This is a genomic window from Brachyspira hampsonii, assembly GCF_001746205.1.
GTDB lineage: Bacteria > Spirochaetota > Brachyspiria > Brachyspirales > Brachyspiraceae > Brachyspira > Brachyspira hampsonii_B.
Genome location: NZ_MDCO01000009.1, coordinates 220,174 through 246,354, shown reverse-complemented (window position 1 = coordinate 246,354; position 26,181 = coordinate 220,174). Strand labels below are relative to the sequence as shown.

General features: G+C 27.2%; 23 protein-coding genes. 12 read left to right on the top strand and 11 right to left on the bottom strand.

Features of this window, described 5'->3' with window-relative positions; genetic code table 11:
• Positions 1-48: 48 nt before the first annotated feature.
• On the bottom strand, positions 49-1,062 hold the full coding sequence (locus BFL38_RS06300; protein WP_069726258.1) for an ABC transporter substrate-binding protein: 1,014 nt from the start codon (positions 1,060-1,062) through the stop codon (positions 49-51).
• A gap of 23 nt (positions 1,063-1,085) precedes the next feature.
• Positions 1,086-2,123 carry an ABC transporter substrate-binding protein gene (locus BFL38_RS06295; protein WP_069726257.1) on the bottom strand — a complete coding sequence of 346 codons (1,038 nt, stop codon included), beginning with the start codon at positions 2,121-2,123 and terminating at the stop codon, positions 1,086-1,088.
• A 191-nt stretch (positions 2,124-2,314) separates the two neighbouring features.
• On the opposite strand from BFL38_RS06295, the gene BFL38_RS06290 reads away from it, so the two are divergent.
• From BFL38_RS06290 to BFL38_RS15440, 5 genes are all read left to right on the top strand, one after another.
• On the top strand, positions 2,315-3,427 hold the full coding sequence (locus BFL38_RS06290) for a tetratricopeptide repeat protein (protein WP_069726256.1): 1,113 nt from the start codon (positions 2,315-2,317) through the stop codon (positions 3,425-3,427).
• A 70-nt stretch (positions 3,428-3,497) separates the two neighbouring features.
• Positions 3,498-3,734, top strand: coding sequence for a type II toxin-antitoxin system HicB family antitoxin (locus tag BFL38_RS06285; RefSeq protein WP_069726255.1), 237 nt, complete (start codon positions 3,498-3,500; stop codon positions 3,732-3,734).
• Positions 3,731-3,961, top strand: a complete 231-nt coding sequence (locus BFL38_RS06280) for a type II toxin-antitoxin system HicA family toxin (protein ID WP_069726254.1) — start codon at positions 3,731-3,733, stop codon at positions 3,959-3,961. The genes BFL38_RS06285 and BFL38_RS06280 overlap by 4 nt, the downstream gene beginning before the upstream one ends.
• 123 nt (positions 3,962-4,084) lie before the next feature.
• Positions 4,085-4,351: a BrnT family toxin gene (locus BFL38_RS06275; protein WP_218070524.1), complete on the top strand. Its 267-nt coding sequence runs from the start codon at positions 4,085-4,087 to the stop codon at positions 4,349-4,351.
• Positions 4,344-4,478: a hypothetical protein gene (locus tag BFL38_RS15440; RefSeq protein WP_256097210.1), complete on the top strand. Its 135-nt coding sequence runs from the start codon at positions 4,344-4,346 to the stop codon at positions 4,476-4,478. Before BFL38_RS06275 ends, BFL38_RS15440 begins: the two co-directional genes overlap by 8 nt.
• Positions 4,479-4,568: 90 nt before the next feature.
• On the opposite strand, the gene BFL38_RS06265 is transcribed toward BFL38_RS15440, so the two are convergent.
• From BFL38_RS06265 to BFL38_RS06255, 3 genes are read right to left on the bottom strand one after another with little or no spacing between them, the layout of a single operon-like run.
• A complete protein-coding gene (locus tag BFL38_RS06265) occupies positions 4,569-4,802 on the bottom strand; it encodes a type II toxin-antitoxin system HicA family toxin (RefSeq protein WP_069726253.1) in 234 nt (77 codons plus the stop codon).
• Positions 4,799-5,020: a type II toxin-antitoxin system HicB family antitoxin gene (locus tag BFL38_RS06260; protein WP_069726252.1), complete on the bottom strand. Its 222-nt coding sequence runs from the start codon at positions 5,018-5,020 to the stop codon at positions 4,799-4,801. Before BFL38_RS06260 ends, BFL38_RS06265 begins: the two co-directional genes overlap by 4 nt.
• A 42-nt stretch (positions 5,021-5,062) precedes the next feature.
• Positions 5,063-6,736 carry a hypothetical protein gene (locus tag BFL38_RS06255; protein ID WP_069726251.1) on the bottom strand — a complete coding sequence of 558 codons (1,674 nt, stop codon included), beginning with the start codon at positions 6,734-6,736 and terminating at the stop codon, positions 5,063-5,065.
• A 539-nt stretch (positions 6,737-7,275) separates the two neighbouring features.
• On the opposite strand from BFL38_RS06255, the gene BFL38_RS15145 reads away from it, so the two are divergent.
• Positions 7,276-7,431 carry a hypothetical protein gene (locus BFL38_RS15145; RefSeq protein ID WP_176720553.1) on the top strand — a complete coding sequence of 52 codons (156 nt, stop codon included), beginning with the start codon at positions 7,276-7,278 and terminating at the stop codon, positions 7,429-7,431.
• A 124-nt stretch (positions 7,432-7,555) separates the two neighbouring features.
• Here BFL38_RS15145 and BFL38_RS06250 read toward each other — a convergent pair whose 3' ends face one another.
• Together BFL38_RS06250 and guaA are read right to left on the bottom strand one after the other, a co-directional pair.
• The gene (locus BFL38_RS06250; RefSeq protein WP_069726250.1) at positions 7,556-8,533 is read right to left on the bottom strand and encodes a DNA-methyltransferase; all 978 of its coding nucleotides are present in this window, start codon (positions 8,531-8,533) and stop codon (positions 7,556-7,558) included.
• Between the two features lie 21 nt (positions 8,534-8,554).
• A complete protein-coding gene (guaA, locus tag BFL38_RS06245) occupies positions 8,555-10,099 on the bottom strand; it encodes a glutamine-hydrolyzing GMP synthase (RefSeq protein WP_069726249.1) in 1,545 nt (514 codons plus the stop codon).
• A gap of 1,061 nt (positions 10,100-11,160) precedes the next feature.
• Here guaA and murJ point away from each other — a divergent pair.
• The 6 genes from murJ (at position 11,161) to polA (ending at position 21,016) form a co-directional block, all read left to right on the top strand.
• On the top strand, positions 11,161-12,774 hold the full coding sequence (gene murJ, locus BFL38_RS06240) for a murein biosynthesis integral membrane protein MurJ (protein ID WP_069726248.1): 1,614 nt from the start codon (positions 11,161-11,163) through the stop codon (positions 12,772-12,774).
• A gap of 81 nt (positions 12,775-12,855) precedes the next feature.
• Positions 12,856-15,750 carry a methyl-accepting chemotaxis protein gene (locus BFL38_RS06235; protein WP_069726247.1) on the top strand — a complete coding sequence of 965 codons (2,895 nt, stop codon included), beginning with the start codon at positions 12,856-12,858 and terminating at the stop codon, positions 15,748-15,750.
• A gap of 116 nt (positions 15,751-15,866) precedes the next feature.
• Positions 15,867-16,250, top strand: coding sequence for a rod-binding protein (locus tag BFL38_RS06230; RefSeq protein ID WP_069726246.1), 384 nt, complete (start codon positions 15,867-15,869; stop codon positions 16,248-16,250).
• A gap of 36 nt (positions 16,251-16,286) precedes the next feature.
• The gene (locus BFL38_RS06225) at positions 16,287-16,730 is read left to right on the top strand and encodes a DUF2752 domain-containing protein (protein WP_069726245.1); all 444 of its coding nucleotides are present in this window, start codon (positions 16,287-16,289) and stop codon (positions 16,728-16,730) included.
• Positions 16,731-16,841: 111 nt separating this feature from the next.
• Positions 16,842-18,182: a TonB-dependent receptor domain-containing protein gene (locus BFL38_RS06220; protein WP_176720552.1), complete on the top strand. Its 1,341-nt coding sequence runs from the start codon at positions 16,842-16,844 to the stop codon at positions 18,180-18,182.
• 44 nt (positions 18,183-18,226) lie between these two features.
• Positions 18,227-21,016 (top strand): DNA polymerase I, encoded by a 2,790-nt coding sequence (gene polA / locus BFL38_RS06215; protein ID WP_069726243.1) that lies wholly within the window; start codon positions 18,227-18,229, stop codon positions 21,014-21,016.
• A gap of 65 nt (positions 21,017-21,081) precedes the next feature.
• On the opposite strand, the gene BFL38_RS06210 is transcribed toward polA, so the two are convergent.
• Genes BFL38_RS06210 through BFL38_RS06195 form a run of 4 tightly spaced genes read right to left on the bottom strand, consistent with a single transcriptional unit; the run spans position 21,082 to position 26,116 of the window.
• Positions 21,082-22,026, bottom strand: a complete 945-nt coding sequence (locus BFL38_RS06210) for an N-acetylmuramoyl-L-alanine amidase family protein (protein ID WP_069726242.1) — start codon at positions 22,024-22,026, stop codon at positions 21,082-21,084.
• Positions 21,972-24,122: a type I DNA topoisomerase gene (gene topA / locus BFL38_RS06205; protein ID WP_069726241.1), complete on the bottom strand. Its 2,151-nt coding sequence runs from the start codon at positions 24,120-24,122 to the stop codon at positions 21,972-21,974. Before topA ends, BFL38_RS06210 begins: the two co-directional genes overlap by 55 nt.
• 42 nt (positions 24,123-24,164) lie before the next feature.
• A complete protein-coding gene (gene dprA, locus BFL38_RS06200) occupies positions 24,165-25,406 on the bottom strand; it encodes a DNA-processing protein DprA (protein ID WP_069726240.1) in 1,242 nt (413 codons plus the stop codon).
• On the bottom strand, positions 25,403-26,116 hold the full coding sequence (locus tag BFL38_RS06195) for a tetratricopeptide repeat protein (RefSeq protein ID WP_069726239.1): 714 nt from the start codon (positions 26,114-26,116) through the stop codon (positions 25,403-25,405). Before BFL38_RS06195 ends, dprA begins: the two co-directional genes overlap by 4 nt.
• Between the last annotated feature and the right edge of the window lie 65 nt (positions 26,117-26,181).

The following is a 26,181-nucleotide window of genomic DNA, read 5'->3' as shown; positions in this document are numbered from 1 at the left end:
ATAAACATTTTTCATGCTTTGCAATAACTAGAAATGTATATAAATATTTTAAATGCCTGTAACTATATTTTTAAATTTTTCAAGCCAAGCATCTTTATTTTTATCAACCATTTCTTCATCTTCTTTTATATCATTTATATTTTCAAGAGGCATAAGTATTTGAGAACCTTCTAAATTTTTTATTATCGCTCTTGTGAATAATTCATCATTGATGATTTTTTGTGCATCATAGCTTGTTACATAATCTACAAACTTTTTAGCATTTTCCAAATGTTTAGCATTTTTTATTATAGCCATAGAATGTGCTTTAGTTAGTACACCCTCTTTCATATATATAACATCTATAGGAGAACCTGTATGTATATAGTTGGCAGCGGCACTTTCAAATGTGAGTCCTACAGCATATTCTCCGTCAGCAACACCTTTATATACTGCAGAAGAACTGCTTAAAAGTTTACCGTCCAAATTGGCATATAATTTTTCTACATAATCCCATCCATTTTCAGGATTGCCATTACCCATAGCATAAAGCATATTAACTAACTGTTCAAAAGATGATGATGAAGTAGTAGGATCATTAAATGCTATTTGACCTTTCAAAGACGGATTAAGCAAATCAGCATAGCCTTCTATTTTTATGTCTTTTATTAAATTTGTATTTATTATCAATACGCTTGGACTAAGCATAAAGCCTGTTATGTATTTTTCTTTACTTCTGTAATCCTCATATATATTATCATAATTTGTTGTAACATAATCTTCAAAAAGCTCTGAATTATATTTTAATATATTTTCATTAGCGGCAAAAAATATATCGCCTAAAGGATCATTTTTTTCAGCTTCTATTCTTTTTATTATTTCAGCGGTACCTGCTATAATAATTTCTACATTTATGTCCGGATTTTTTTTATTAAATTCTTCTACAAGTCTGTCAATAAAAAATCTAGTGGCAGGAGTATATATTACTAAACTATTCATGTTTTCCTCTTTCTTACTAGAACATGAAGAAATTAATATTACTGCAATCAAAGATACTAAAAGTAATTTAATGATATTTTTCATATTTTTACCCTCGTTTTTATTTTTTATAATTTATCTGTAATTATATTTTTAAATTTTTCAAGCCAATTTTCCTGATTTTCTTTTACAAAATTATCTATATATTCTAATTCTTCATTTGAAGTAATGGCATTGATATTTTTTATATCAACTAATATAGGAGAACTTCCCAAATCTTTTCTTACAGCTCTTGCATTAAGCTCATCATTCATTTTCTTTTGAGTATCAAAGCTAGTCATATAATCCAAAAACTTTTTAGCATTTTCCATATTTTTAGCATTTTTTATTATATAAATACCAGCAGGCTCCATTATAACGCCTTCTTTCATATATACCAATTTTACAGGCGAACCAGAAGCAGCATAATTGGCAGCAGCATTTTCAAATGTAAGTCCTACAGTATATTCTCCGTCAGCAACACCTTTATATACTGCCGAAGAACCTGTAAGTAATTTTCCATCCAAATTATAGCATAATTTATTAACATAATCCCAGCCTTTATTAATATCATCTTTTCCCATTGTATATAACATAGTAACTAAATGTTTAAAAGATGATGATGAAGATGAAGGATCATTAAAGGCTATTTTTCCTTTTAATTGTTCATTAGTTAAATCAGAATATCCTTCTATATTGATATTTCCTACGAGATTAGTATTTACTATTAATACGCTTGGGCTAATCATAAATCTTGTCATAGAGCCTTCTGCATTTTTATAGCTGTATAGTATTTCATTTTCATTTGTTGATGTGTAATTTTCAAATAAATCCTGATTATTCTTTACCAAATTAATATTAGCTGCCATTAAAATATCGCATAATGGATCATTTTTTTCTGTTTCTATTCTTTTTATTAATTCACCTGTTCCGGCTATTATTAGTTCTACTTCTATATTTGGGTTTTTACTTTTGAAATCTTCTATTAACGGATCTATAAAATCTCTTGATGAAGGTGAATATATTACCAAAGATGATTTTTTTGATGTGTTCTCATTGCCGCCGCATGACAATATCATTATAGAAATTATCAAAATTATCATTATTCTATTATTAAAAAGTTTCATGGTTTTATCCGCAATTAATTTTGCAATAAAATATATTATATTATCTTTTTGTCAACAAAAAAATAAACTTTTATCACTATAAATTAACAAATTATAGCAAAAAAGTTTACATAATAAAAAAATGCTAATAAAAGTTATCATAATATCGATAATTATGTTAACATTTTAACTTTAGGATTATAATATATACTATGAAAAGCAAAATAGCTGACAGAGCATATACTCTCATAAAAAAAAAGAAATATAAAAAAGCCAAAAATTTACTTCTTAATAATAAAATTAAAATTTCTCATGATGCGGATGCCCTTGCTATGCTTTCATTTGCAGATATATTTTTAAAAGATTTTTACGGTGCTGAAGAACTATCAAGAAAGGCACTTAGAGAAGATAATTTTTGTTTTAATGCTATGCTTGCCAAGGCTTATGTTAGTTTACATAATGGACACAGAGAAAATGCATTGAGAGAGTATTTCAGAATATTAGATTTAGATCCTGAAAATAGAATTGCAAAAGACAATGTAGAAAGAATAAGATTTTTAACTAATAATGCAAAAGGCGATGAGATAAATCCAAGAGCATATTTACTAGGCAAAAAAAAGTTATCAATGTCAAGATTTTTAGTTCTCATACCTATAGCATTTGTACTTACATTTTTATCATACATTACAATAGACAGAGTATATCCTAAAATAAGATATGTACTTCTTGATAAAGAGCAAAAAGAGTTAAGAGAAAAACTTGAGAATGTTTACTTATTTGAGGGACTTGAAGACGGAAAGATTCCAGATAGTGCCAAAAGCCCTACATACTCACCGCGTGAAGTAGCAGAGATGTTTGACAAGGCTAAAAACAATATGAGAAGTGCATCTGTTAATGAAGCGGTTATGATAATAAATGGGGCATTAAAAAGCGACATTAACGAATACTTAAAAGAGAGATTCAGAGTGCTTAAAGAATTTGTAATAGCACCAGATTATAATATATTCAGAGAGAGTCCTAGTTATCTTACAGTAGCTGAGAATTATGACCTATACAATGGCGGCTATGTGAAATGGAAAGCTGATGTAAACAGAGTAACTCAGACTAACATTGACGGCATACCTAAAAAGAAAGCAAGAATATTAATTTACGATACTAATGACAAAGATATCGCTGGTGTAGCTGATTTAATAGTGAATGTAACTGTAACATTAGAAGCTAAAAATTATATAGAAGTTTACGGCAAGATTTTGGGTTATGACGCCAAGCAAAAATCAATACAGCTTGAAGGTCAGATTATAAAGCATTTACCTAAGAAGAAGTAAAAATTATTTATATAATTGCATAATCATCAGAAAACTATATAATAAAAAATATTTGTTAATAGGATTTTATATGTCTAAATATGATTTTAATATTATTATAGAACAAGATGAAGACGGAATGTATATAGCAACAGTACCTGCATTAAAAAGCTGTTATACTCAGGCAAAATCAATAGATGAGCTTTATGTAAGAATAAAAGAAGTTATAGAGCTTTGTCTTGAAGTTGAAGAAGAACATAACTATTTAAAAGATGATTACAAATATAATAAACTCATAAAAGCTGACAGGGTAGAAGTTAGTATATGAGCAAATTATCTATATGTGATTCAAAGACTATGATGAAGATTTTGATGTTATTAGGATTCAAAGAATTAAGACAAAAAGGAAGCCATAAATTTTTTATTAATAATAAAGGGCTTACTACAGTCATTCCAGTTCATAATGAAGATTTGACAAGAGGCTTAATAAGAAAAATTTTAAAAGACATAAATATCACTATAGATGAATATGAGAAGCTAAAAAAAGAAATTTGATTATAAAGCATTTGCCTAAGAAGAAGTCAAATATATTAATCACTATTGATATTATAGTTTAATAATATAAAATAAGATTATGATAAAATTTGAATGGGATAACAATAAAAATCTTATAAAAATATAAAGAAACATAAAATTTCATTTGAAGATGCAATATATGTTTTTTCAGATAAAAATGCCATCATTATGAAAGATGAAGAACATTCTAATTATGAGGACAGATTTATTACAATGGTAAATATTAATAGAAAGTTTATTGTTGTTGTTGTTGTTGTTCATACATACAGAATAAAAAATTCTAATGAAGAAGTTATAAGAATCATATCAGCTAGATATGCAACTAAGAATGAAATTAATAAATACTATAATAGGGGAAATTATGAGTGATATAAAAAAAGAATACTATTTTTCAAAAGCTCAGAAAATTACAGATTTTGAAAATGGTAAATTTTTTATTAATAATGAAGATATAGAAATTCCAATTTGTTTAGATAAAAAACATTATCTGAACTGAAAATTTTATCCAAGCAGTCAGAAACCTCAATATCAGAAATAGCTAATGAAATACTTTCAAAATATTTTAATCAATAAATAATTTGGATTATTACAGTTTTTCTATCAAATTATTATATTCTTCTACATCAAGATTTATCTCATTTAATATTTTTCTCATAAGAGGTCTTGATATTACCTTGCTTGAGTGAAAAGGAATAACAGTACATCTCCAGTCTTCATGTTTATAAAAAGCATGACTTCCTTTTTGCCTTTGTTTAATAAATCCTAATAAAATCAGCAATTTTTCTATAGTTTTTGCATCTTTTAAAATCAGCTTACTCATATCAGCTCTATTTCTTCTACCTTTACAAACTCTGGAATAGAATTCTTATCTTCGCTATCCATCTCTTCAAGACATAAATCCAGAACTTCTTTTAATTTTATATGTAATTCTTCCAAAGTATCAGCCTGTGTATGAGCACCTACTATTGAAGGAATATATCCCACATAAACATTGGTTTCCTTATCATATTCTATATATGCAAAAAATTTTTTATTCATTAATAAACCTCAAATTATTTAATATTTTAATTATAACATAAATTAAGACCCTTTGGCAAATTTCCTAAACGCAGTAACAGTCTGCACCGAGCCGTACCAGAAAGCAATTTTACCTAAAAAATAACAAATACCTGAAAAAAATTGTTTTATATAATTTTGTCCTAGTAATATTTCCAATCCTTTATAGTCTGTTGGATTTAAAAAAAAGAAGAAGTTATATATAAAATTACTTGTTAAATTTTGCCCAATAGATAAATCATATATTATTTTTAATGGTACTTTTCCAAACACTATACCTGATATAATTAATATTAATAAGTAAACATATATTTGCATTTCTTTTTTTATGAATTTTACAGATAATAATAAAATTATAAATATTGATAATATAAAATGCCAAGTAGTATTTGTAATTGAAAAATAAAAACCAAAAAAAGTTAAATTAGTTAATAATGTTATAATAAAAGCCTTAACCCAATTCTGACCATTGTCGCTGTAGATAGAACTTAATTCAATGGAAAGTATATCTCCTAAAGTTTTTAGATTTTTATTATTTTTCCAATTTTTTATTAAATCATCTTTATGTAGTTCTACTTCTTTGGCTTTATATTCTAATGCATCAATAGCATTGTTTCTAGCATAAGCCTGCTGTTTAAGAAATAAAGCACTTTCACGGTTAGCAAATTTATGCACTTTGAAATTAACAGGATTGATTAAACCTCCATTAATAACAGAGCCTTTAAAATCTGCTTCTTCTACTTCTATATTTTGTAAATCAATTTTTCCTGTTATTCTTATATTATAAAAATGCATTTTATTTATTTCATTATTCTTTTTATTTACATCTTTTAATATTTCTTTTTTTTCATCTTCTAATAAATAATTAAATAAACTATCATAAAAATTATTTTTTATAAAATTATTATCTATTGATAGAATAGAATTATTATCATTAAATTCAATTTTATTAAATAACAATTTATTTATTGTAGAACCACGAAAATACATAATTGTATTCATAGTCGTATTTTTGAATTCTAGATTTGATTTAAAATTAGATATATAAAAACAAATAATATTATTTAATTCACATTTTTTGCTAAATATTAAAATTGAATGGAATGTATTTCTTATAAAAAATGAAATACCATTAAATTTTGAATTCTTAATTTCAACTCTGCAGTCAAAATTACAATATGCAAATGATAACATATTATTAAATTCAATATTATCAAACTCTAACGGCAAACGTTGATAAAAATTAGAATATGAAAATACTAATAGTTTATTAAAATTAGAATCGTAAAATCCAAGATTTGATTGCAAAGTAGTATTGCGAAAATATACTGAACCATTAAAATTAAGATTTTGAATGCATAGACCATAAGAAATTACAATATTTTCAAAATTAATATTATAGTTTAATTCATATTTACCTTCTTTTTTTTTACTAAAATATTGAATTACATTCTCTAAACAAAAAGGAATTGGAATTTTTTCTTCAACATTGTCATTATTTATTCTTCCTATGTTTAAGGTATAGTCTTTTTCTTCTACATCTGTAATAACTATACTATAACCTTTTATAATTTTTCCTTTGTTAAGAGCCTGAGACAATAAATTACATTTAAGATATAATATTAATTCATCTTCTGTTTTACATTCTATAATATTTTTTTTGGCACACCTTGTTTCATTGATATCTAGTATAATCATAAAAAAATCTTAAAAAATTATATTTCAATTATAACCCAAATATGTAAATCATCAACAATATATAAGATAACAATTAGTGCTTGTAGTTCTTTTGGTTCTTTTATACCACGCCACAGCGGACAGGTGTCATAAAAGAACTGTGGGCGTGGCACGACTGTGTGCTTCGCAGGGCTAGTCCCCACAAATAATAAAAAAGATAAAAATTTTATTGTTCTTTTTCCCGCCTTTGCTCTGCGGGCTTCGCCAAAAGAACCAAAAAGTGCAAATGTTTTTACTTTATATCTTGGAATGTATAAACTTAAATTAATGCCTATATTTTGTATCTTTTTAAAAATAATTTTATTCTTTCAAAAAACCATGCTCATACATATTAGCAGAAATCTTATATGCATATAAGTTAGATTTGAATTTATTTAAAATAACAATATTTTTATATTATTAAAATTACTCAAAAAAAGATAATTTTCTATTTGTGAATTTTTTATTATATAGTATAATATAGTAAGGACAAAGCTATATTTAAAAAGGAGTTTACAAATATGGTTACAGCTATTACAACCACTGACACAACTAATACTTATGTTACGTCAATAGGCGGGGTAAATATTACTGTTAGAAACAATTTTTCTGACAATACAGCTTCGGTTGAAGTAGAGCCGAAAATCACGGGGGGGGCTTTAAATGTGCAAGGGTAATTTTCCCCCCTTATCGCATTTAATTATCGGTTCTTTAATTTTATACTTTAATAAAAAGTAGTCTTTTGTTCACTTATTTAAAAGTAATGGGGTTGTTCGTGGGTGGCAGCTCCATTTTTTATGCTCAAGAATTTGAATTACATTTTATATTTTTCTGAATCGATATTGTATTTCGCTCCCAAAATATATTATCCGTGTATCCTTGTATTTCTTTATTTTGTTCGGCAAGCTCTATTCTTTTTTCTGCCCAAGCACAATAGGTTTTATGCTGTTCTATTCCAGAGTAGTTTCTTCCTAGTTTTTTAGCAACAACCGAAGTAGTACCGCTTCCTAAAAAGGGATCAAATATAAAATCATTTTCATCTGAACTAGCTAATATCAATTTAGCAATTAACTTTTCGGGCTTTTGTGTAGGGTGAGCAGTATTTTCAGGCATAGACCAATATGGTATTGATATATCGTCCCAAAAATTAGAAGGATATGTATCTCTAAAGTTTCCATCCTTTGTTTCTATCCAGTCTTTAGGTTTTCCTTCTATTCGATACGGAGCTATTACTTTTCTTCTTATCTTGACATCATCTACATTAAAAGTGTATTTATTGGATATGGTGGCAAACCAAATATCTTCCATTCCATTCTTCCAGTTATTTTTAGCCCCTCTGCCTTTCTCCCTCTGCCAAGTGATTCTGTTTTGTATATTGAAATATTTATCTAAAACATTTCCTATTATAAGACTAGATTTCCAATCACAGCATACATATATTGTGGCATTTTCTTTTAATATTGGAATAATACTTTCTACCCATAGATGAGTGTATTTTTCATAGCTTAAATTATCTATATCTTTAAATTTAAAGCCATGATAATTTTTGGATATATTATAAGGCGGGTCAACTATTATTAAATCGGCTATATTATTTTCTATTTTTTTTAATACATCAAAAGTATTTCCATTTATAGTCTTGTTTATAATATCTTTTTTATTATATTCTTTTATATTTTCATTATCTATAATACATTTATTAAAATAGAATTTTCCCTCTTCAGTATTTATATCAAAATCAATAGTTTTATTCTTAACTGATTTAACTTTTGTATTCATGTATTTACCGCAATTATAAAATTATTCCCATTCTATGGTAGCAGGCGGTTTTGAAGATATATCATAAACAACGCGGTTAATACCTTTTACTTCATTTATTATTCTATTTGATATTATACCTAATACATTATAATCAATTTTAGCCCAATCAGCCGTCATAGCATCAATACTCTCAACAGCTCTAACTGCACAAACCTGCTCATAAGTTCTGCCGTCTCCCATAACACCAACACTTTTTACAGGAAGAAGCACAGCAAATGACTGCCATAATTTTCTGTAAAGCCCTGCCTTTTTTATTTCAGCTACAACTATATCGTCAGCTTCCTGAAGTATTTTTACTCGCTCCTCTTTAATATCTCCAAGTATTCTAACAGCTAAACCAGGACCTGGAAAAGGCTGTCTGTATACAATATCTTCCGGTAATTTTAATTCAAGCCCAATCTCTCTAACTTCATCTTTGAATAATTCTCTGAAAGGCTCTAAAAGTTCAAATTTCATATCTTTAGGAAGTCCGCCTACATTATGATGGCTTTTTATAACTGCAGAACTTCCCCTTAATGATACACTCTCTATAACATCTGGATAAAGCGTACCCTGTGCTAAAAAGCCTACATTTTCTATTTTTTTAGCCTCATCGCTGAATACATTTACAAATTCATGTCCTATTATTTTTCTTTTTTGCTCTGGGTCTGTAATACCTGCTAATTTATCCAAAAATCTCTTTGAAGCATCAACATATATCAAATCAATATTAAAATTATCTCTAAACACTTCTACTACTTTTTTGTCTTCATCTTTTCTTAAAAGACCGTTATTAACAAATATACATTTTAGCTGCTTTCCTATAGCTTTTTCTATTAACACAGCAGCAACAGAAGAATCAACTCCTCCAGAAAGTCCAAGTATTACATTTTTATTTCCTACTTTTTCTTTTATTCGTTTTATCTCGTACTCTATAAAAGAGCCCATATTCCAATTTTTTTCACATTTACAAATATTAAAAAGGAAATTCTCTATTATTTTTATTCCATTTTCTGTATGTACTACTTCAGGGTGAAACTGTATAGCATAAATATTTTTTTGTTTATTTTCTATAGCAGCTAATTCTGTATTAGGTGTTTTTGCTATAAGTTCAAAGCCTTCCGGTATAGATTTAATACTGTCTCCATGACTCATCCATACAATATTTTTTTTATCAAATGATTTGAATATGCTTTCATGATTAGTTATTTCAATTTCAGCTTTTCCATATTCGCGTTTCTCTGCACTTTCAACTTTTCCGCCCATAGAATAAACTATTATCTGCATACCATAGCATATTCCAAGTATAGGCATTCCCAATTCAAATAAGGCTTTATCAACTTTAGGAGCATCTTCTTCATACACACTTGAAGGACCTCCTGAAAGTATTATAGCTTTTGGATTAAATTCTTTTATAAAATCTATTGAAACATGAAAAGGGTGTATCTCTGAATAAACATTCAATTCTCTTATTCTTCTTGTAATAAGCTGAGTAAACTGTGAACCGAAATCTAGTATTAAAACCTTATCTATATTGCTTTGCATATATTTCCTCTTTATTATAAAATGCGGTTATTGATTAATTGAATAATATTACATTAAAATAATAAAATTTCAATTAATAGTTATCATAATATTTTGATAAATACGCACGGTAATATGATTTTTTATATAATAAAAATTGTTTTACTTAATAATTCTTATTTTGATAAAAAGGTTAATAGTGCGTTAATTAGCACATTAAATTTAAATAATACTAGGGTGGGTGTTATAATAAGAGAATAAATCTTATATAGATATACTATTTAAAATATAAATATAAAGTAAAATAACCTATAGGGTGGGGAGTGTAATAAAGTTTTAAGATTAAATTACATACCCCGCCCGTTAAAGTTTTTTATTTTTTTAGAATATAGAATTTTTAATTATTTTATTGTTTAATTAGAAAAAGCATGCCCGCCCAAGTGCTTACTAATTAATAAATATTATGTTAATTAAAATATGTTAATTCTTTTTTATTTGGCTTTAGTTTGTTATTCTGTATGTTTGGTATGGTAAAGCTATATTATGAAAATAGTGTAAATATTTATTATAAATCTTAGAAAATAATTTAATAAAATAAATTTTGATATATAATTATTATAGATTTAATATATAATAATTTAGGAGGAAATTTAGGTGACAGAGTTTAAGAGAAAAAACATTAAATTTAATTAAAGAATTACCAGAAGATAAACTTTTATCAGTAATAAATTTTATAAATAATGATTCAAATGAAAAAATAATAAATGATAAAAAACAGGCTTTATAAAATTTAAAGAAATATCAAGGCAGATTACCTGAAAATTTTGATTATAAAAAGAATTATAAGAATATAGAGATGAAAAGAATATGGTTTAGATTGTATAGTAACTAGGAACACACAAGATTTTTTTAATTCTAAAATAAAAGCAATAGAATCTAACATATTTATAACTCTAATAGAATAAAATATTATAATATACTTTTATAATATGGTTTATATACTGTTATAATTAAAAAGATTTTTATATGAAATTAATAAAATTATTATTTGAGTTGTAATTTAATAATATAATAGAGGCAATATGTCAGAGAATAAAACAGTAAGCAAAGAAAAGATAGCCAAATCATCATTGAAAATGTCATTGGTAACAACAGTAAGCAGAGTATTCGGGCTTGTAAGAGATCAGATACAGGCGGCTTTGCTTGGCACCACATTCATAGCAGATGCTTTTGCCATAGGATTTATACTTCCGAATCTATTGAGGCGATTATTTGCTGAAGGTAATATGGTTGCAAGCTTTATACCTGTATTTACTGAACTTGAAAAAGAAAAAGGTATTGAAGAATCAAAGAAATTTTTTAGGGCAGTTTTTACATTATTGGGATTAATACTTATAGTAGTTGTATGTATTGGAATAATGATATCACCTTTGCTTGTTAGAATACTTTATAAATCAGCAGACAATAATATAGAAGCACTCAATCTGGCATCAGATTTATCAAGAATAATGTTTCCTTATCTTTTTTTTATATCTTTAGCAGCTTTAATGCAGGGCGTACTTAATATAAGAGGCTATTATTCCATATCAGCGGCTAGCCCTATACTTTTAAATACTGTAATTATATCTATGGCTTTATTCTTTAAATTCTTTTTGCCTAATTTTTTTAATAATATGGCTTATGTATTTGCCTTTGCAGTATTACTCGGAGGATTTGTTCAATTTGCCTATCAAATGCCTTTTGTATATAAACAGGGTTTTAGTTTCAAGCCTTATTTTCATTTTAAAGAACATTATGTTTTAAAGATGATAAAATTATTTGCTCCCGGTATTTTTGGTGCTAGTATATATCAGATAAATTTGCTTGTTTCTACGGCATTTTCAGGTGCTATTGGAGAGGGTAGGGTTTCAGCTGTTACTTTTGCTACTAGAATACATGAATTTGTTTTGGGGGTTTTTGCTGTAAGTGTTGCAACTGTTATGCTGCCTACTTTAAGTAAATTAATAGCTGATAATAAAAAAGATGAAGCTGTTGAGAATTTAGGGTATTCTTTGAGGCTGGTTGCTTTAGTTACTATTCCTGCAACTTTCGGATTTTTGGTATTGGGCAGAGAAATTGTGAGAATGATATTTGAGTATGGAGCTTTTTCTTCAAAATCTACATATTTAGTATCAAGTGCTTTAAGGTATTTATCTATATCATTATTTTTTGTGGCAAGCTATAGAATACTTGTACAGTCATTTTATGCTATGAAAGATATGAAAACTCCTGTATATGTAGCATTTTTTACATTTATTATTAACGCTTTTAGTAATTATTTATGCGTTTATATATTTAAATTCGATATTATAGGAATATCTATATCAAGTGTTGTTGCAAATATTGTATCTTTTTGTATACTATATATATTGCTTATAAAGAGAATGGCAGTGAAATCGATAATAAATAAAAAATTTGAGGTTTTAAAGACATTGGCTGCTAGTTTGTTTATGGCGGCTTCTGTCTATGGAATGAAATATTATTTATTATCTGGGAATGCTGATTCTAGGATATTTTTTATATTAAAAGTATTTGCTGTAATATTATTAGGAGTAGTATTTTATTCTATAATAAATATTGTATTAAGAAATGATGATTTTGTTTCTTTTATTAATATGTTTAAAGGCAGATTATCGAGAAAGTTTATAAAAAAATAATATATATCATTCTTAATAATAACTTAAAAATATCCGATAATTTAAGTAATAATTTTTTTTATTTAAAATAAGGTTTTTTCTATGAGTCTAAAAAATAAGGTACTTTTATTAGTTATTATAGTTGTAATTTTAGCATTATCGCCAACAATTTTTATAAACACTAAAACAAATAGAGAGGCATTATATAATTCTGCAATGAATATTTCACAGAACTATTTTTATGATGTATCTTCTACTTTTGATAATATATTCAATTCAACTACAGTAGGTACTGTTTCTTTGGCGGATATAGCAACTGTATCTTATGATTTATACTCTACAGGAACTGTTACTGATGTTGCTACTAATTTAAGATCGGTAATATATAGATTCCATAAATCGCAATTAGGTTTGCATCATGTTATAGCAAATGGTATATATTTTGAACCCAATATCATAGCTAATAATCCTTATATGAGAGGTCTTTATTCTTTGTATTTGTATGATGTTGGAAATACAGGCAATATGCAACCCAAAATAGAAAGTGCTGTAGATAATTATAATAAGGAAGAATTTTACTATCTAGCCATTCCTGAAACTTGGAACAGAGAAGCTAAAAGACCTAGAACTATTTATTATTCTTCTCCATATTTAAAGAATATTGATAAGCCTCAAAAAGTTATTTCTTTTTCTTCTCCTATATACTCTAGTATTAATAATAATCTTATAGGCGTTTCTTTGTCGGATGTTTCTTTGGAAATAGTTCATGAGATGTTTACAAATATAGTAAAGACAGGACCTTTTAATACTGTTATATTTGATTCCAGAGATAGGAAAATAGTTTATCATGATAATCCTAACTATATATTAAGCGATTTGAAAGATATAGAATGGATCAACAATTTAATAGATAATACAACATTTTATACTAACACTAGGATAATAGAAAATTATAAAGTAGGAGATAATAGCTATACTTTATTATTTAAACAGTTTGATAATGGTTTTTATAATATATTTATGTATGTTCCTACGAGCTTTTTCTATAATGTGTTAGTTACAACTAATAATACAATATTCTTTATATTAATAGTTGCTATTATAGTTATAATAGTAGTTTTGAATATTACTATTCCTATATCATTAAAGCCTTTGGATAGAATATCTCAGGAATTAGAATCTGGAGTATTTGATAATAATATATTTGTTAATGTCAGTAAGATTAATTCTAGGGACTCACTTGGAGATTTGAGTACTTGGATAAGAATATTTTTTGATATGGTTCAGCATGTATTTTCGAGTGTATCAAAAACTCTTAAAGTATCAAAAGAACAAAGCAATGCTTTAAAAGTTAAGATGGCGGATATATCTGAAGCTGCTGGTTCTATGACCGAGTCTGTAAGTATGATAATAGATAATATATCATCTCAGCAAACGGAATTTAAACATGTAGAAACAAGTAATTTAGAAATATATAAAATTATAGCTTCAAGTTTGGCTGAATTAATTTCTATTGATGATATGACCAATAATCTTCAAAGTAAAATTGATGATCAGTCTGTGAGTATAAATCAAATCAATTCATTAACTATGACTATGCAGAAAGATATGCAGGAAGTATCTGTTTCTGTTGGTAAGGCTAAAGAAGAATCAGAACATGTTGTATCTTTAGCAGAGGAAAGCAAAGAAAAAATAGTAAAAACAGAAAATATTACAAAATCATTAATAACTTCTATAAGAGGTATTACAGATTTTGTAAACTCAACTATCGATATATCTCAGCAGACAAATATGTTAGCGATGAATGCTGCTATTGAGGCAGCACATGCAGGCGAGCAAGGTAAAGGTTTCGCGGTTGTTGCTGAAGAGATTAGGAAATTAGCAACTACAACAAATTTACAGTCTGAAAAAGCTTGGAAAATATTAAGAGATATAGAAAAAGAAATGAACCAAATTATGTCAAGTATGACAGAAAGAATAATAACTACAGAAGATATGCTAGTTAAACTTCAAAATTTTGTTAATACTATGACTAAAGTAAAAAAAGTAGCAGATGAAAAATGCGATTCTACAAAAGAAATAAGCGTATCAATAGAAAGTTTGCATGATGCTGTAAAAGATATTAAAGAACAATATACTAATTTGCATGGCAGAATATCTGTAGCTAAAGATGATTTAGTAAATCTTTCTGATTTCTCTAAGAAAAATGATGAGGCTATGAAACTTGTATCTGAAAATAGCGATGACATAGTTTCTAAAACACAGGATATGGGAAATCATATAGGAAATGTATTCGGACTTATAAAAGAAATAGAACAGCTTTCTAATGTTGCAAGCGATTCTATGGATATGTTAGAAAAAGAAATGTCCAATTATGTTATAAAAGATTTTGAAGATGTTATTAAAGAAAAAATCAAAATTATTAATGAAGGAGACAGAGCATACAGCAGACAGGCTTTTGTTAAAAGTATTTATAAATTTGTAGTAACTACTTTCGGAAAAGAAAAATTCAGCCATCTTTTAGAGCAAATGCCTGATGAATGCAAAGAAATATTCAAAGACGCTCAAAAGACTAAATTTAGAAAGAAATATCCTTTATCTACATCTTGTTTCATACCTATGACCTCAATAATGGATGAGTTTTATGATGGGGCTAGAGAAGGTATAAGAGAAAAAGCTAGATATGATTTTAAAAAGTTTAGTTTTATGAAAAAATTATTCATAAAGATTGCTAAAAAGAATTCTTTGGCTGATGTGTTTGTTAATTTCTCTAAGAAAATGTTTAAAAATATTTATATAGAAGTAGTTAAAGCAGAAAAGAAACGCATTATTTACCATCTTCATTATTTCCCTAATTATGATTCTATGATAGAAACTTATTTTGATGAGATAATAAAGAATATATTTAGGTTTAAATATCCTAATGGTTCTAAGGTAAGAATGACTAAGTCTATAAGTAAAGGTTATATTTATACTGAGTATATAGTAACTTGGTAATTATTATAAAATATAAAGTCTGAATCTTTAATGGTTCAGACTTTTTTATTGCTAATATATTTTTAATCATTTCCGATATAGTTAATGATATAATTTTATTATAGGAAATGTATATTATGAATATAAGCGATAAATATAATTTAAGTATGGGCAATGCCAATTTGACTAAATTAGAAAATGCTAAAAAACAATATGGAAATGCTAAATTCTCTATAGAGGATACAAATACAGAAAATGTTAATGAGGCAGTATCTAAATATAATAAAGATTTTGAAAAAAAGCGTCTAAGACAAGTATCTGAAGATTTTGAAGCTTTGATGATTAATCAAATGCTTAAAGAGATGAGAAAAACTGTAGATAAAAGCGGTTTAATAGATGGTGGTATGGCAGAACAGATATTTGAAGACATGCTTTATGATGAGTATGCTAAAGAATTCTCAAAAACAAAAACTTTTGGTCTTGCTGATATCATATATAATCAAATGGAAAAATATGTATAATATAGTTTTGATTTATAAGCATAATAATTTAATATTATGATAAAAATTTTAAAACTTATATTAATATTTTTTACAGCATTTTTTATAAATTCTGATAGTAATAAATCTTCTAATATATATTCTATTCCTATAGATGAATTATGCATGATTAGAAATGTTACAGGATTTCCATGTCCCGGATGCGGAATGACAAGAGCACATATAGAAATTTTGAAATTAGATTTTAAAAAGGCTTTTTATTATCATCCGCTATTCATATTTCCAAGTATTATTTTCTTTGCAGTAATTTTTAGAAAAAGATTCAAAATTGCAAATTATATTTATTATAATAATTATATTATAATAAATATATTACTAATTTTTATAATAGTTTATATCATCAGATTCATATTACTATTCCCAAATGAAGAGCCTTTTACATATAATTATGATAGTAAATTTTACAAAACATTCACTATTATAAAAAATATTCTTAAATAATTATAGTATGTAAATTTCTTTTATAAATGTTAATTTTTCAAATTTCTATTTTATTGGTTTAATTCTATATATTTTGTAACTATATAAAAAAATAAGATAGGAATTAAAAATATGCCTGTATTTTTATTTATATTGCTATATATGTTTCTGTCTTTTCATATTTATGCAGAAGATGAAAATACATTTGATGATAAAATAATGCAAGATGAAACAAATGAGATTCAAGCATCTCATAAAGAAAAAGGATTTCTTTTAGACAGATCAATCAATATAAGCAAAAATCAAATAAAATCTTCTAAAGCAAAAAATACAGCAGAATTAATAAAAGAATATTCAGGTATAGATATAAAAAATAAAACAGTATACTCTCAGTCTACATTTATATTGAATGGGAAAGTTCTTAATAATGAGGAAAAAAGAGTATATTTATTTTTATATAATAAAGATGATATAGATTCAATTTATATAGATTATTACGGATCAATCGGGAGTATTGTATATAATATTTTAAGTAAAAAATATTCTGAATATGAAGAGCTTTTGTATGTGAATTTATTAAAAGATGTTCAGCTTGAATCAGATAAAACTATTAAATATGTGAAAACACAGACTAATGAAAGTAAATCTTCTGGTAAGATGAATGTACTTGAATATAATTTAAAGAATCAAAATAACAGTTCATTGAAATTTAATTTAGATACTTCAGGAGAGGAAAGAGGATTCAGCGGAAAGAAAAGTAAAACTGCTGATTTCAGATCATATATAAACGGAGATGTAAATTTCAAATTAAATCCGGTAAAACAAATAAGTTTAACAGGAAAGTATTTTGTTAATATGCAGACAGATATTGCAATGCTTAATAAAGGTTATACTAATAATATAAAAAATCAGAATATTTATCAGGGAGGAAATATAGGGATATCATTAAAGCCTCATGATATAGTTACTCTGGAAGCTCTGTATTTTATAAGTTCTAAAAAAGATTTACTTACAAATAATAATCAATATATAACAACGCAAGGAAGTAAAACTAGTATAATATTTAACATACCAATAAAGGATATTAGTTCAACTATAAGAATAAAGGGGAATTATTCATATTTGGTTGGTAAAAATTTATATAATGTAAGTGTGAATAATAATGATTTACCCGGACTTCCGAGACATCAATTCAATACTTCATTAGAATATATATATAGTCAAAATAGTGATTTTGAATCAAGCATACTTTTTAATGTACAATATATAGGAGATCAATATAATAATACAACAAAATCTGAAGTTGATAAATCATATACTACTTTTGATATTATAAGTTCATTTGTATTTAAGAAATATACATCTTTAAAATTTGGAGTTAAAAATGTATTAGATGTTAAATATGAAACAATTAAGGGTTATCCTATATCAAGCAGAGAATATTTTGTAAATGTTTCTGCAAAATTACGATAATAATTAAGTTATGTAATCTATTAAAAAACAATTATGGAAATATTATGAAAAAGACATTTCTTATTATTGACGCTTTTGGTATACTTTACAGATACCATTTTATTTTTTTGAAAAGACCTCTTTTAAACTCTAAGGGGCAGAATGTTTCATCTATTAACGGTTTTATGAGAACTTACTTCTCGCTTATTAATACATATCCTGCAGAATATACGGCTATAGCTTTGGACAGCTCAAGAAAAACATTTAGAAATGAAATATATAAAGAGTATAAAGAAAACAGAGAAAGTATGCCTGATGATTTGAGAAGTCAGATACCTATACTTTATAATTTGATAGATGCTTTAGGAATATCAAGAATAGTGCTTGATAATTATGAGGCTGATGATATTGTAGGAACTATTGCTGAAAAAAATAAAAAAGAGAATATAAAAACTATTATTTACTCTCCAGATAAAGACATACTTCAGCTTGTATGCGACGATGTTAGAGTGGTGGCTAGCAATAAAGATAATGAGCTTATGGAGTATGATGAAGAGACTGTTAAGGAAAAGAGGGGAGTTTATCCTAATCAGATAATAGATTTACTTGCTTTAATGGGGGACGCTTCTGATAATATACCGGGAGTTAAGGGAGTAGGGGAGAAAACCGCTTTAAAACTTCTTGAAGAGTATAAAAGTTTGGACGGTATATATGAAAATATTGATTCTATTAAAGGAAAAGTGCAGGAAAAATTAATAGAATCAAAAGACATGGCATATATGAGTTATAAACTTGCTACCATAGAAAAAAATATAAAAGATTTTAATTTGGATTATAATGAGATAGCAAAAAATAAAATAAATATTGAAGAAGTTAATAAAATATTAGATGAACTAGAATTAAGACAAATAAGAGATAAAATTAATTCTTATATATATGGAGTAATCAGCAAAAAAGAAGAAAAGGTTAAAATATCAAAAAATAATGATGCATCATCTAAAGAAAGAGAAAATAAAGAAGATAAAAAAGAAGAAAAAGAAGAAAGCCCAATACTCAGTGCCAAAGATAATAAAGCAAGCTATTATTTAATAGAAAATGAAACAGAACTTAAAAATTTATTAAATGATATTAATAGTAAAAAATTAGTATGTGTAGATTTTGAAACTACAGGTCTTGATGTATTTAAAGATACTATAATAGGAATATCTTTTGCAATAAGGTCTAATGAAGCATTTTATTTAGATTTAAGCGGAAGAACAAATATAGATAAAGATAAATGCTTAAATATGGTATTTGAAACTTTAGCCAAAGAAGATATAAAAGTTATAGGGCATAATCTTAAATATGAATACAAAATGATGAGGGCTATCAATAAAAGTTTTGGAAATATGTATTTTGATACTATGGTAGCTGCATATTTGATTAACCCAACAAGAGGAAGATATAATATGGACGATTTGGCTATAGGATATCTTTCATACAATACTATTAAGTACAGCGATATAACAGATAATGCCAAAAAAACTTTATTGGACGTGCCTTTAAAAGATGTTGTTGAATATGCATGCGAAGATGCAGATATAACATTCAGATTTTATGAATGCTTTGCTCCTCTTTTAAAAACACATAATCTTGAGGAATTATTTTTTAATATAGAAATGCCTCTTGTAAGCGTACTTGCTGATATGGAGTTTGACGGAGTATATATAAGCAGCGAAAAAATGAAATCATTATCCGATGAATACTCTTCTCTTTTAGAAAAAACAAAGAAAAAAATATATGAAGAAGCAGGAGAAGAGTTTAATATTCAGTCTCCTAAACAGCTTGAATATATATTATTTGACAAAATGGGAATACCTCCTACAAAAAAAACTAAAACAGGATTTTCTACTGATGAGGAAGTATTAACAGAATTATCACAGAAATATAAAATAGCTGAGTATATGCTTACATATAGAAAATACGCAAAATTAAAAAATACTTATCTTGATGTATTTCCTACTTTAATAAATGAAAAAACAGGAAGAATACATGCTTCATTCAATCAAACTGTAACAGCTACAGGCAGATTATCATCATCAGAGCCTAATTTGCAGAATATTCCAGTGAGAGGAGAAGAGGGCAGAGAGATAAGAAATACATTCATAGCAGAGAAAGGAAATTTGCTTATAGCAGCCGACTATTCTCAAATAGAATTGAGACTATTAGCACATTTTAGTAATGATCCTGCATTAGTAGAAGCATTCAAAAATAATGATGATATTCACAGAAAAACAGCAATGAAAATATATTCTGTAAGTAAAGATCATGTAACTGCCTCAATGAGAAATATTGCCAAAATAATAAACTTTTCTATAATATATGGTAAAACAGCATTCGGACTTTCAAAAGAGCTTGGCATAAAACGCAAAGAAGCAGATGATTTTATAAAGGGATATTTTTCTACTTATTCAAGAGTAAAACCTTTCTGCGAGGAAGTTGTTGAGGAAGTAAGAAATAAAGGCTATGTACGAACTATGTGCGGAAGGATTAGAGATTTATCCAAAACTATAAACTCTTCTAATTCTATGGCTAGAAATGAGGCTGAGAGAATGGCTTTAAATACTCTTATTCAGGGAAGTGCTGCTGATATGATAAAGGTGGCTATGGTTGCTATACATAAAGAATTTAAGAATCATTTAAAAACTGCCAAAATAGTTATGCAAGTTCATGATGAATTAGTAGTTGAAGTTTCAGAAAAAGAGGCAGATAAGGCTATGACTATAATGAAAGAGATAATGGAGCATTCTGTAAAAACTAATGTTCCTATAACAGTTGATATACATAAAGGTATGAGTTGGGGAGAAGTTCATTAATTTTTAATTTAAGAGAAGGGGTGTTTAATATAAAACCCTTTCTCTTAATTTTTATGTTTAATATTTTATTTTGTAAAACCTTTAGTCTTTTCAAAGAGTTCTATGTATTGCTTTATACCTTTAGCTGTTGCTTTTACCATTTTTAGCCTTGTCTCTTTTGTATTCATAAGTTTAGCATCTTCTGGATTTGTGATAAATCCTAATTCTATTAATGTGGAAGGCATAACAGCACCTTTTAATACATAAAATAAAGCATTTTGTACAGGTCTTGTTCTTCTTGCAACTCCTGATACTTTAAGAACCTCTTCTGTAATTGATTCTGCTAATAATTTACTTTCTTTTTGATATTGTTCTACAAGCATGTAATTATGTGTAATTTGAGAAGAATCATTTTCATATTTTGAAGTGTCTATATTATCAAATTTTACCAAAGCATCATTTTCAAACATAGATACAGCCCTAGCATATTCGCTTGATTCCTGAGCACTAACAAAATAAGCCTCAAAACCTCTGGCACTTGTACTGAATGATGCATTGGCATGCACGCTTACAAATAATGCATTTTTGGATTTATCCGTATTTATTTTAGCAGCCTCATTTGCTATCTTAAAGCGCTCTTCAAGTGTAGGATATATATCATTAGTACGCGTTAAGACTATTTTTACATCTGGGAGTAATTCTTCTAACTCTTCTTTTAATTCTAAAGAAAAAGAAAGAACTATATCTTTTTCATATAATTTATTTACCCCAATAGCTCCGGGGTCTTTTCCGCCATGTCCTGGATCTATAATTATTGTCGATATAGTTTTTTCGTTAAATTTACTTACTGCAGGATTAAAAGCCTCTTTCAAATCCTCTACTTTTATATTTAGATTATTTAGTTTTATTTTATCATTATTCTGTGCATAAACTAAATAAGTATTAAACAGAGCTAATACAATAATGAAAAATAATGTTATTCTTCGTCTTCTTTTATCTCCTCTGAATAACCGCAATCTTCCTTGATACAAACTTTAAACAATCCTTTGTTTTTAATATTCTTCTCAACCATAAGTCCTCCGCATTTAGGACAAGGTTCCTGAAGAGGTTTATCCCAGCTTACAAAATCGCATTTAGGATAATTAGAACAGCCATAGAATTCTCTTCCTCTTTTTGATCTTTTTAAAGTAATATCTCCGCCGCATTTAGGACATACACCAAAAGGTATTCCTTTAGTATTTTTACATTCAGGAAATCCGGAACATGCTATGAAATAGCCGTATTTTCCAAGTCTTTTAATCATTTTCTTGCCGCATTTCTCGCATACAAAATCTGTTTCCTCATTGAAAAAGTCCTTCATATTGTTAATATTTTCAGTAGCTGTTTTCAATGTATCCAAAAAATGAGGATAGAATTCTTTTAATATATTATTCCATTCTATATTATCGTCTTCTATTTTATCAAGTTTACTTTCCATATCAGCTGTGAAGTTAATATTTACAAGTTCTGGGAAATTTTCACTTATAAGTTCATTAACAAGTTTTCCCAATTCTGTAGGTATTAACTGCTTTCCTTTTCTCTGTACATAATGCCTTGATATTATTGTTTTAATAGTAGGAGCATAAGTAGAAGGTCTTCCTATTCCAGATTCTTCTAGTATTTTAACGAGTGAAGCATCTGTATATCTTGGAGGAGGCGTAGTGAAATGCTGCTGCGGATTATTTTCAACAAATTCGCAAACATCATCTTTTGATAAATTAGGCATTTTTGAAGCCTTTTCTTTATCTTCTTTATCTATTGTAAGAACTTTCATAAATCCGTCAAATTCTATTTTTGAGGAAGAAAGTGAAAACTCACAGTCTCCTGCTGTTATGATTGCTCTTGTATTTTTCATTTTTGCAGGAAGCATTTGAGAAGATACAAATCTCTCCCATATAAGTTTGTACAGTTTATATTGATCTGTTTTTAAATATTCTTTAATACTGTCTGGTGTTAAAAATACATTAGTAGGTCTTATAGCTTCGTGTGCATCCTGAGCATTCTTTTTTACTGAGTATGTAGGAGCTTCATTAGGTAAATAATTACTTCCATATTCTTTTTCTATAAACTCTCTTGCCTGTTCCTGAGCTACAGGGGATATTCTTACACTGTCAGTACGCATATATGTTATTAAACCTGTTGCTTCTCCTGCAATGTCTACTCCTTCATAAAGTGATTGAGCTACCTGCATAGTTTTTGAGGCACTATATCCCAATGCACTGCTTGCCGCCTGCTGAAGTTTACTTGTTGTATAAGGAGCTGTTGGGTTTCTTAGTCTGTCTTTTACCTCTATACTTGAAACTGTATAAGTTTTATCTTTAAGATGCTCCATTATATCATCAACATCCTGCTTAGTTTTTAAATCTGGTTTCTCACCTTTATATTTTTGAAGTTCAGCTAAAAACTCTTTATTTTTATGTTTTAAAAATACTCCGAATGTCCAATATTCTACAGGTACAAAAGTTTCAATTTCATCTTCTCTATTGCATATTATAAGCAAAGCAACATTTTGTACTCGTCCGGCTGAAAGTCCTCTTTTTATTTTTTCCCAAAGCAAAGGGCTAAGATTATAACCAATGAGTCTGTCTAATACTCTTCTTGCCTTTTGAGCATTTACCTTTGAAATATCTATATCTCTTGGCTGATCTATTGCTTCTTTTAATGCATCTTTAGTTATCTCATGAAAAACTATTCTTTTTATAGGTACAGCAGAGTTAACGCCTCTGATTTTGTTTCCTATATGCCAAGCAATGCTTTCTCCCTCTCTATCATCGTCGGCTGCTAATAAAACCTCTTCAGCCTTTTTCGCTTCTTTCTTCAATTCATTTAATATTTTAGCTCTTCCTCTTATTGTGATGTATTCAGGTTCAAAGCCATGATCAACATCTATAGCTAGTCTGCTTCTAGGCAAATCTATTAAATGCCCCATTGATGACATTACAAGATAATCAGAGCCTAAATATCTGTTAATTGTTTTAGCTTTTGCCGGAGACTCCACTATAACAAGTTTTTTCTTTTTAGACTCTTTTTTGTCCTTTTTCTTTTTAGATGCTGTTTTTTTTACTTTTTCCTCTGTTGTTGTAGCCATAGTTAAATCTCCTTTTATAAATCCTAAAGTTATATATATTTTTTATTTTTCTATAGTGTAATATTTTCCTGAAAGCTGCTTTATAATCCCTTTTATTTCCAATTGCATTAGCATAGAAGTTACAGCCTGCACTTTCATTTTGCTTTCTTCTATAATTTCATCAATATGTATTTTATCATTTTGTTTTATTATATTATAAAGCAATGACTCATCTTCCTGTAAACCGCTTATAATAGATTCATAATTTTGTTTTTCAGTTTTCTTTTTTTTATTTTCTTCTTTTTTTATTTCTTTATTGCTTTCATTTTTTATAGAATCATTTTTTACGGCTTTAGATTTTATCTCTCCGCCTTCAAAATATTTTAATTTCATTTTTATATAATCATCATCATTTGAAAATATTGAATCAAAATCTTCTAGTATATCCATATAACTATATGCTATTTTCGCCCCGTCTTTGTATAATTTATGATTTCCGAAATAACAGTTTTTTTTCTCATCATAAGGAGCTACATAAACATCTCTGCCTTGATTTAGAGCATAATCAACTGTAATTAAAGCACCGGATTTACTCGGAGCTTCCGCCATAACAACAGCATAAGAAAGTCCTGATATTATTCTGTTTCTTCTAGGGAAATTCATTCTATCTGGTTTTCTTCCAATTTCAAATTCGCTTACTATTAATCCTTTTTCTGATAATTTATTATATATCTGCAAATTTTCAGAAGGGTAAACTGTATCTATACCATTTCCCAAAACAGCTACAGTATTAATATGAGATGATATAGCCCCAAGATGTGCCTCTCTATCAACTCCCTTAGCCATTCCGGAAACAACCGATATATTTAAAGATGATAATTTACTTGCAAGTTCAAAAGAATATTTACGGCTTTCATTTGTAGGCTCTCTTGTACCTACTATAGCTATAGCATTTCTTCTTAGTTTTTTCAAATCCCCCTTGTAATAAAGTATATAAGGAGGATTATCTATTTGTTTTAAATTAAATGGGTAATCTTCATTAAATAAATCTAATATTCCTATTCCATAATCTTTTGATTTTTCTACTATTGTATTTGCTTTATCTAATATCTCATTTTTATCAAAGCTGCCTATTTGAGATTTAAATTTTTTTTCTAATAATTCCCTAATGTTTTCTTCTTTATCTTCAAAAATATTTTCTACAGATTCATAATGATTAATAAGTTCGGATATTCTTTTATCTCCTACTTTATCAATTTGATTTAAGGCAATCAAATAAGTTTTAATATCATAATTTTTACTCAATTTTGCTGTCCTATAATTTGCTCAATATTTTTTAAAACTATTTCTTTTAAATTATTTTCAACAGGAAGATTGAGTATTTTTCTGTATGCTGCAACAGCTTCATTATAATTTCCCCTGCTGTACTGTATTCTTGCTAATAACATTAAATAGTCTGCATTATTAGGATCCATTTCTACGGCTTTTTTTATATTATCAAATGCTTCCTCATAATTATTTTCTTGTATCCCTTTCAATGATGCTAAAGCCGCATAATAATTAGGATTGTTAGGATCTTTATTTATAGCAAAACTAATATTGTTTTCTGCTCTTTGTATAAAATTACTCTTTTTTTCATAAGTATCAGCACTTTCTGCTAAATTGGCATAAGATATTCCAAGTCCGTATCTTAAATAAGGACTATTTGGAAGTATTTTTAATGCTTCGTTAAAATATTTTGCTGAATATGCATACTGCTCTTTTACTAAACTTCTTTCTGCTAAAGTTCTGTATACAGATGCGAGTCTATCCTGAGCATATATTTTCTGATTTATAATATCATTATAAGTGGATGTTATTTCAAGCAAGGCTTTATCATCATCTGCATTTTTTCCTTTTTCATATAGACTATAAGCTCTATTTAAATTAAATCTATTGAAAATAACCTGTTTATTACATGATATTATAGATAAAAAACAAATCATCAATGTAAAATATTTAAAAATTACTTTCATTTATTTTCCTCACAAATATAATATATACAATATAATAGAAAAAAGTAAAGAAAATTATTAATATA

Coding starts and splice junctions, on each gene's coding strand:
- BFL38_RS06300 (WP_069726258.1), bottom strand. CDS start 1,062: ATGAAAAATATCATTAAATTACTTTTAGTATCTTTGATTGCAGTAATA.
- BFL38_RS06295 (WP_069726257.1), bottom strand. CDS start 2,123: ATGAAACTTTTTAATAATAGAATAATGATAATTTTGATAATTTCTATA.
- BFL38_RS06290 (WP_069726256.1), top strand. CDS start 2,315: ATGAAAAGCAAAATAGCTGACAGAGCATATACTCTCATAAAAAAAAAG.
- BFL38_RS06285 (WP_069726255.1), top strand. CDS start 3,498: ATGTCTAAATATGATTTTAATATTATTATAGAACAAGATGAAGACGGA.
- BFL38_RS06280 (WP_069726254.1), top strand. CDS start 3,731: ATGAGCAAATTATCTATATGTGATTCAAAGACTATGATGAAGATTTTG.
- BFL38_RS15440 (WP_256097210.1), top strand. CDS start 4,344: ATGAGTGATATAAAAAAAGAATACTATTTTTCAAAAGCTCAGAAAATT.
- BFL38_RS06265 (WP_069726253.1), bottom strand. CDS start 4,802: ATGAGTAAGCTGATTTTAAAAGATGCAAAAACTATAGAAAAATTGCTG.
- BFL38_RS06260 (WP_069726252.1), bottom strand. CDS start 5,020: ATGAATAAAAAATTTTTTGCATATATAGAATATGATAAGGAAACCAAT.
- BFL38_RS06255 (WP_069726251.1), bottom strand. CDS start 6,736: ATGATTATACTAGATATCAATGAAACAAGGTGTGCCAAAAAAAATATT.
- BFL38_RS15145 (WP_176720553.1), top strand. CDS start 7,276: ATGGTTACAGCTATTACAACCACTGACACAACTAATACTTATGTTACG.
- BFL38_RS06250 (WP_069726250.1), bottom strand. CDS start 8,533: ATGAATACAAAAGTTAAATCAGTTAAGAATAAAACTATTGATTTTGAT.
- guaA (WP_069726249.1), bottom strand. CDS start 10,099: ATGCAAAGCAATATAGATAAGGTTTTAATACTAGATTTCGGTTCACAG.
- murJ (WP_069726248.1), top strand. CDS start 11,161: ATGTCAGAGAATAAAACAGTAAGCAAAGAAAAGATAGCCAAATCATCA.
- BFL38_RS06235 (WP_069726247.1), top strand. CDS start 12,856: ATGAGTCTAAAAAATAAGGTACTTTTATTAGTTATTATAGTTGTAATT.
- BFL38_RS06230 (WP_069726246.1), top strand. CDS start 15,867: ATGAATATAAGCGATAAATATAATTTAAGTATGGGCAATGCCAATTTG.
- BFL38_RS06225 (WP_069726245.1), top strand. CDS start 16,287: ATGATAAAAATTTTAAAACTTATATTAATATTTTTTACAGCATTTTTT.
- BFL38_RS06220 (WP_176720552.1), top strand. CDS start 16,842: ATGCCTGTATTTTTATTTATATTGCTATATATGTTTCTGTCTTTTCAT.
- polA (WP_069726243.1), top strand. CDS start 18,227: ATGAAAAAGACATTTCTTATTATTGACGCTTTTGGTATACTTTACAGA.
- topA (WP_069726241.1), bottom strand. CDS start 24,122: ATGGCTACAACAACAGAGGAAAAAGTAAAAAAAACAGCATCTAAAAAG.
- BFL38_RS06195 (WP_069726239.1), bottom strand. CDS start 26,116: ATGAAAGTAATTTTTAAATATTTTACATTGATGATTTGTTTTTTATCT.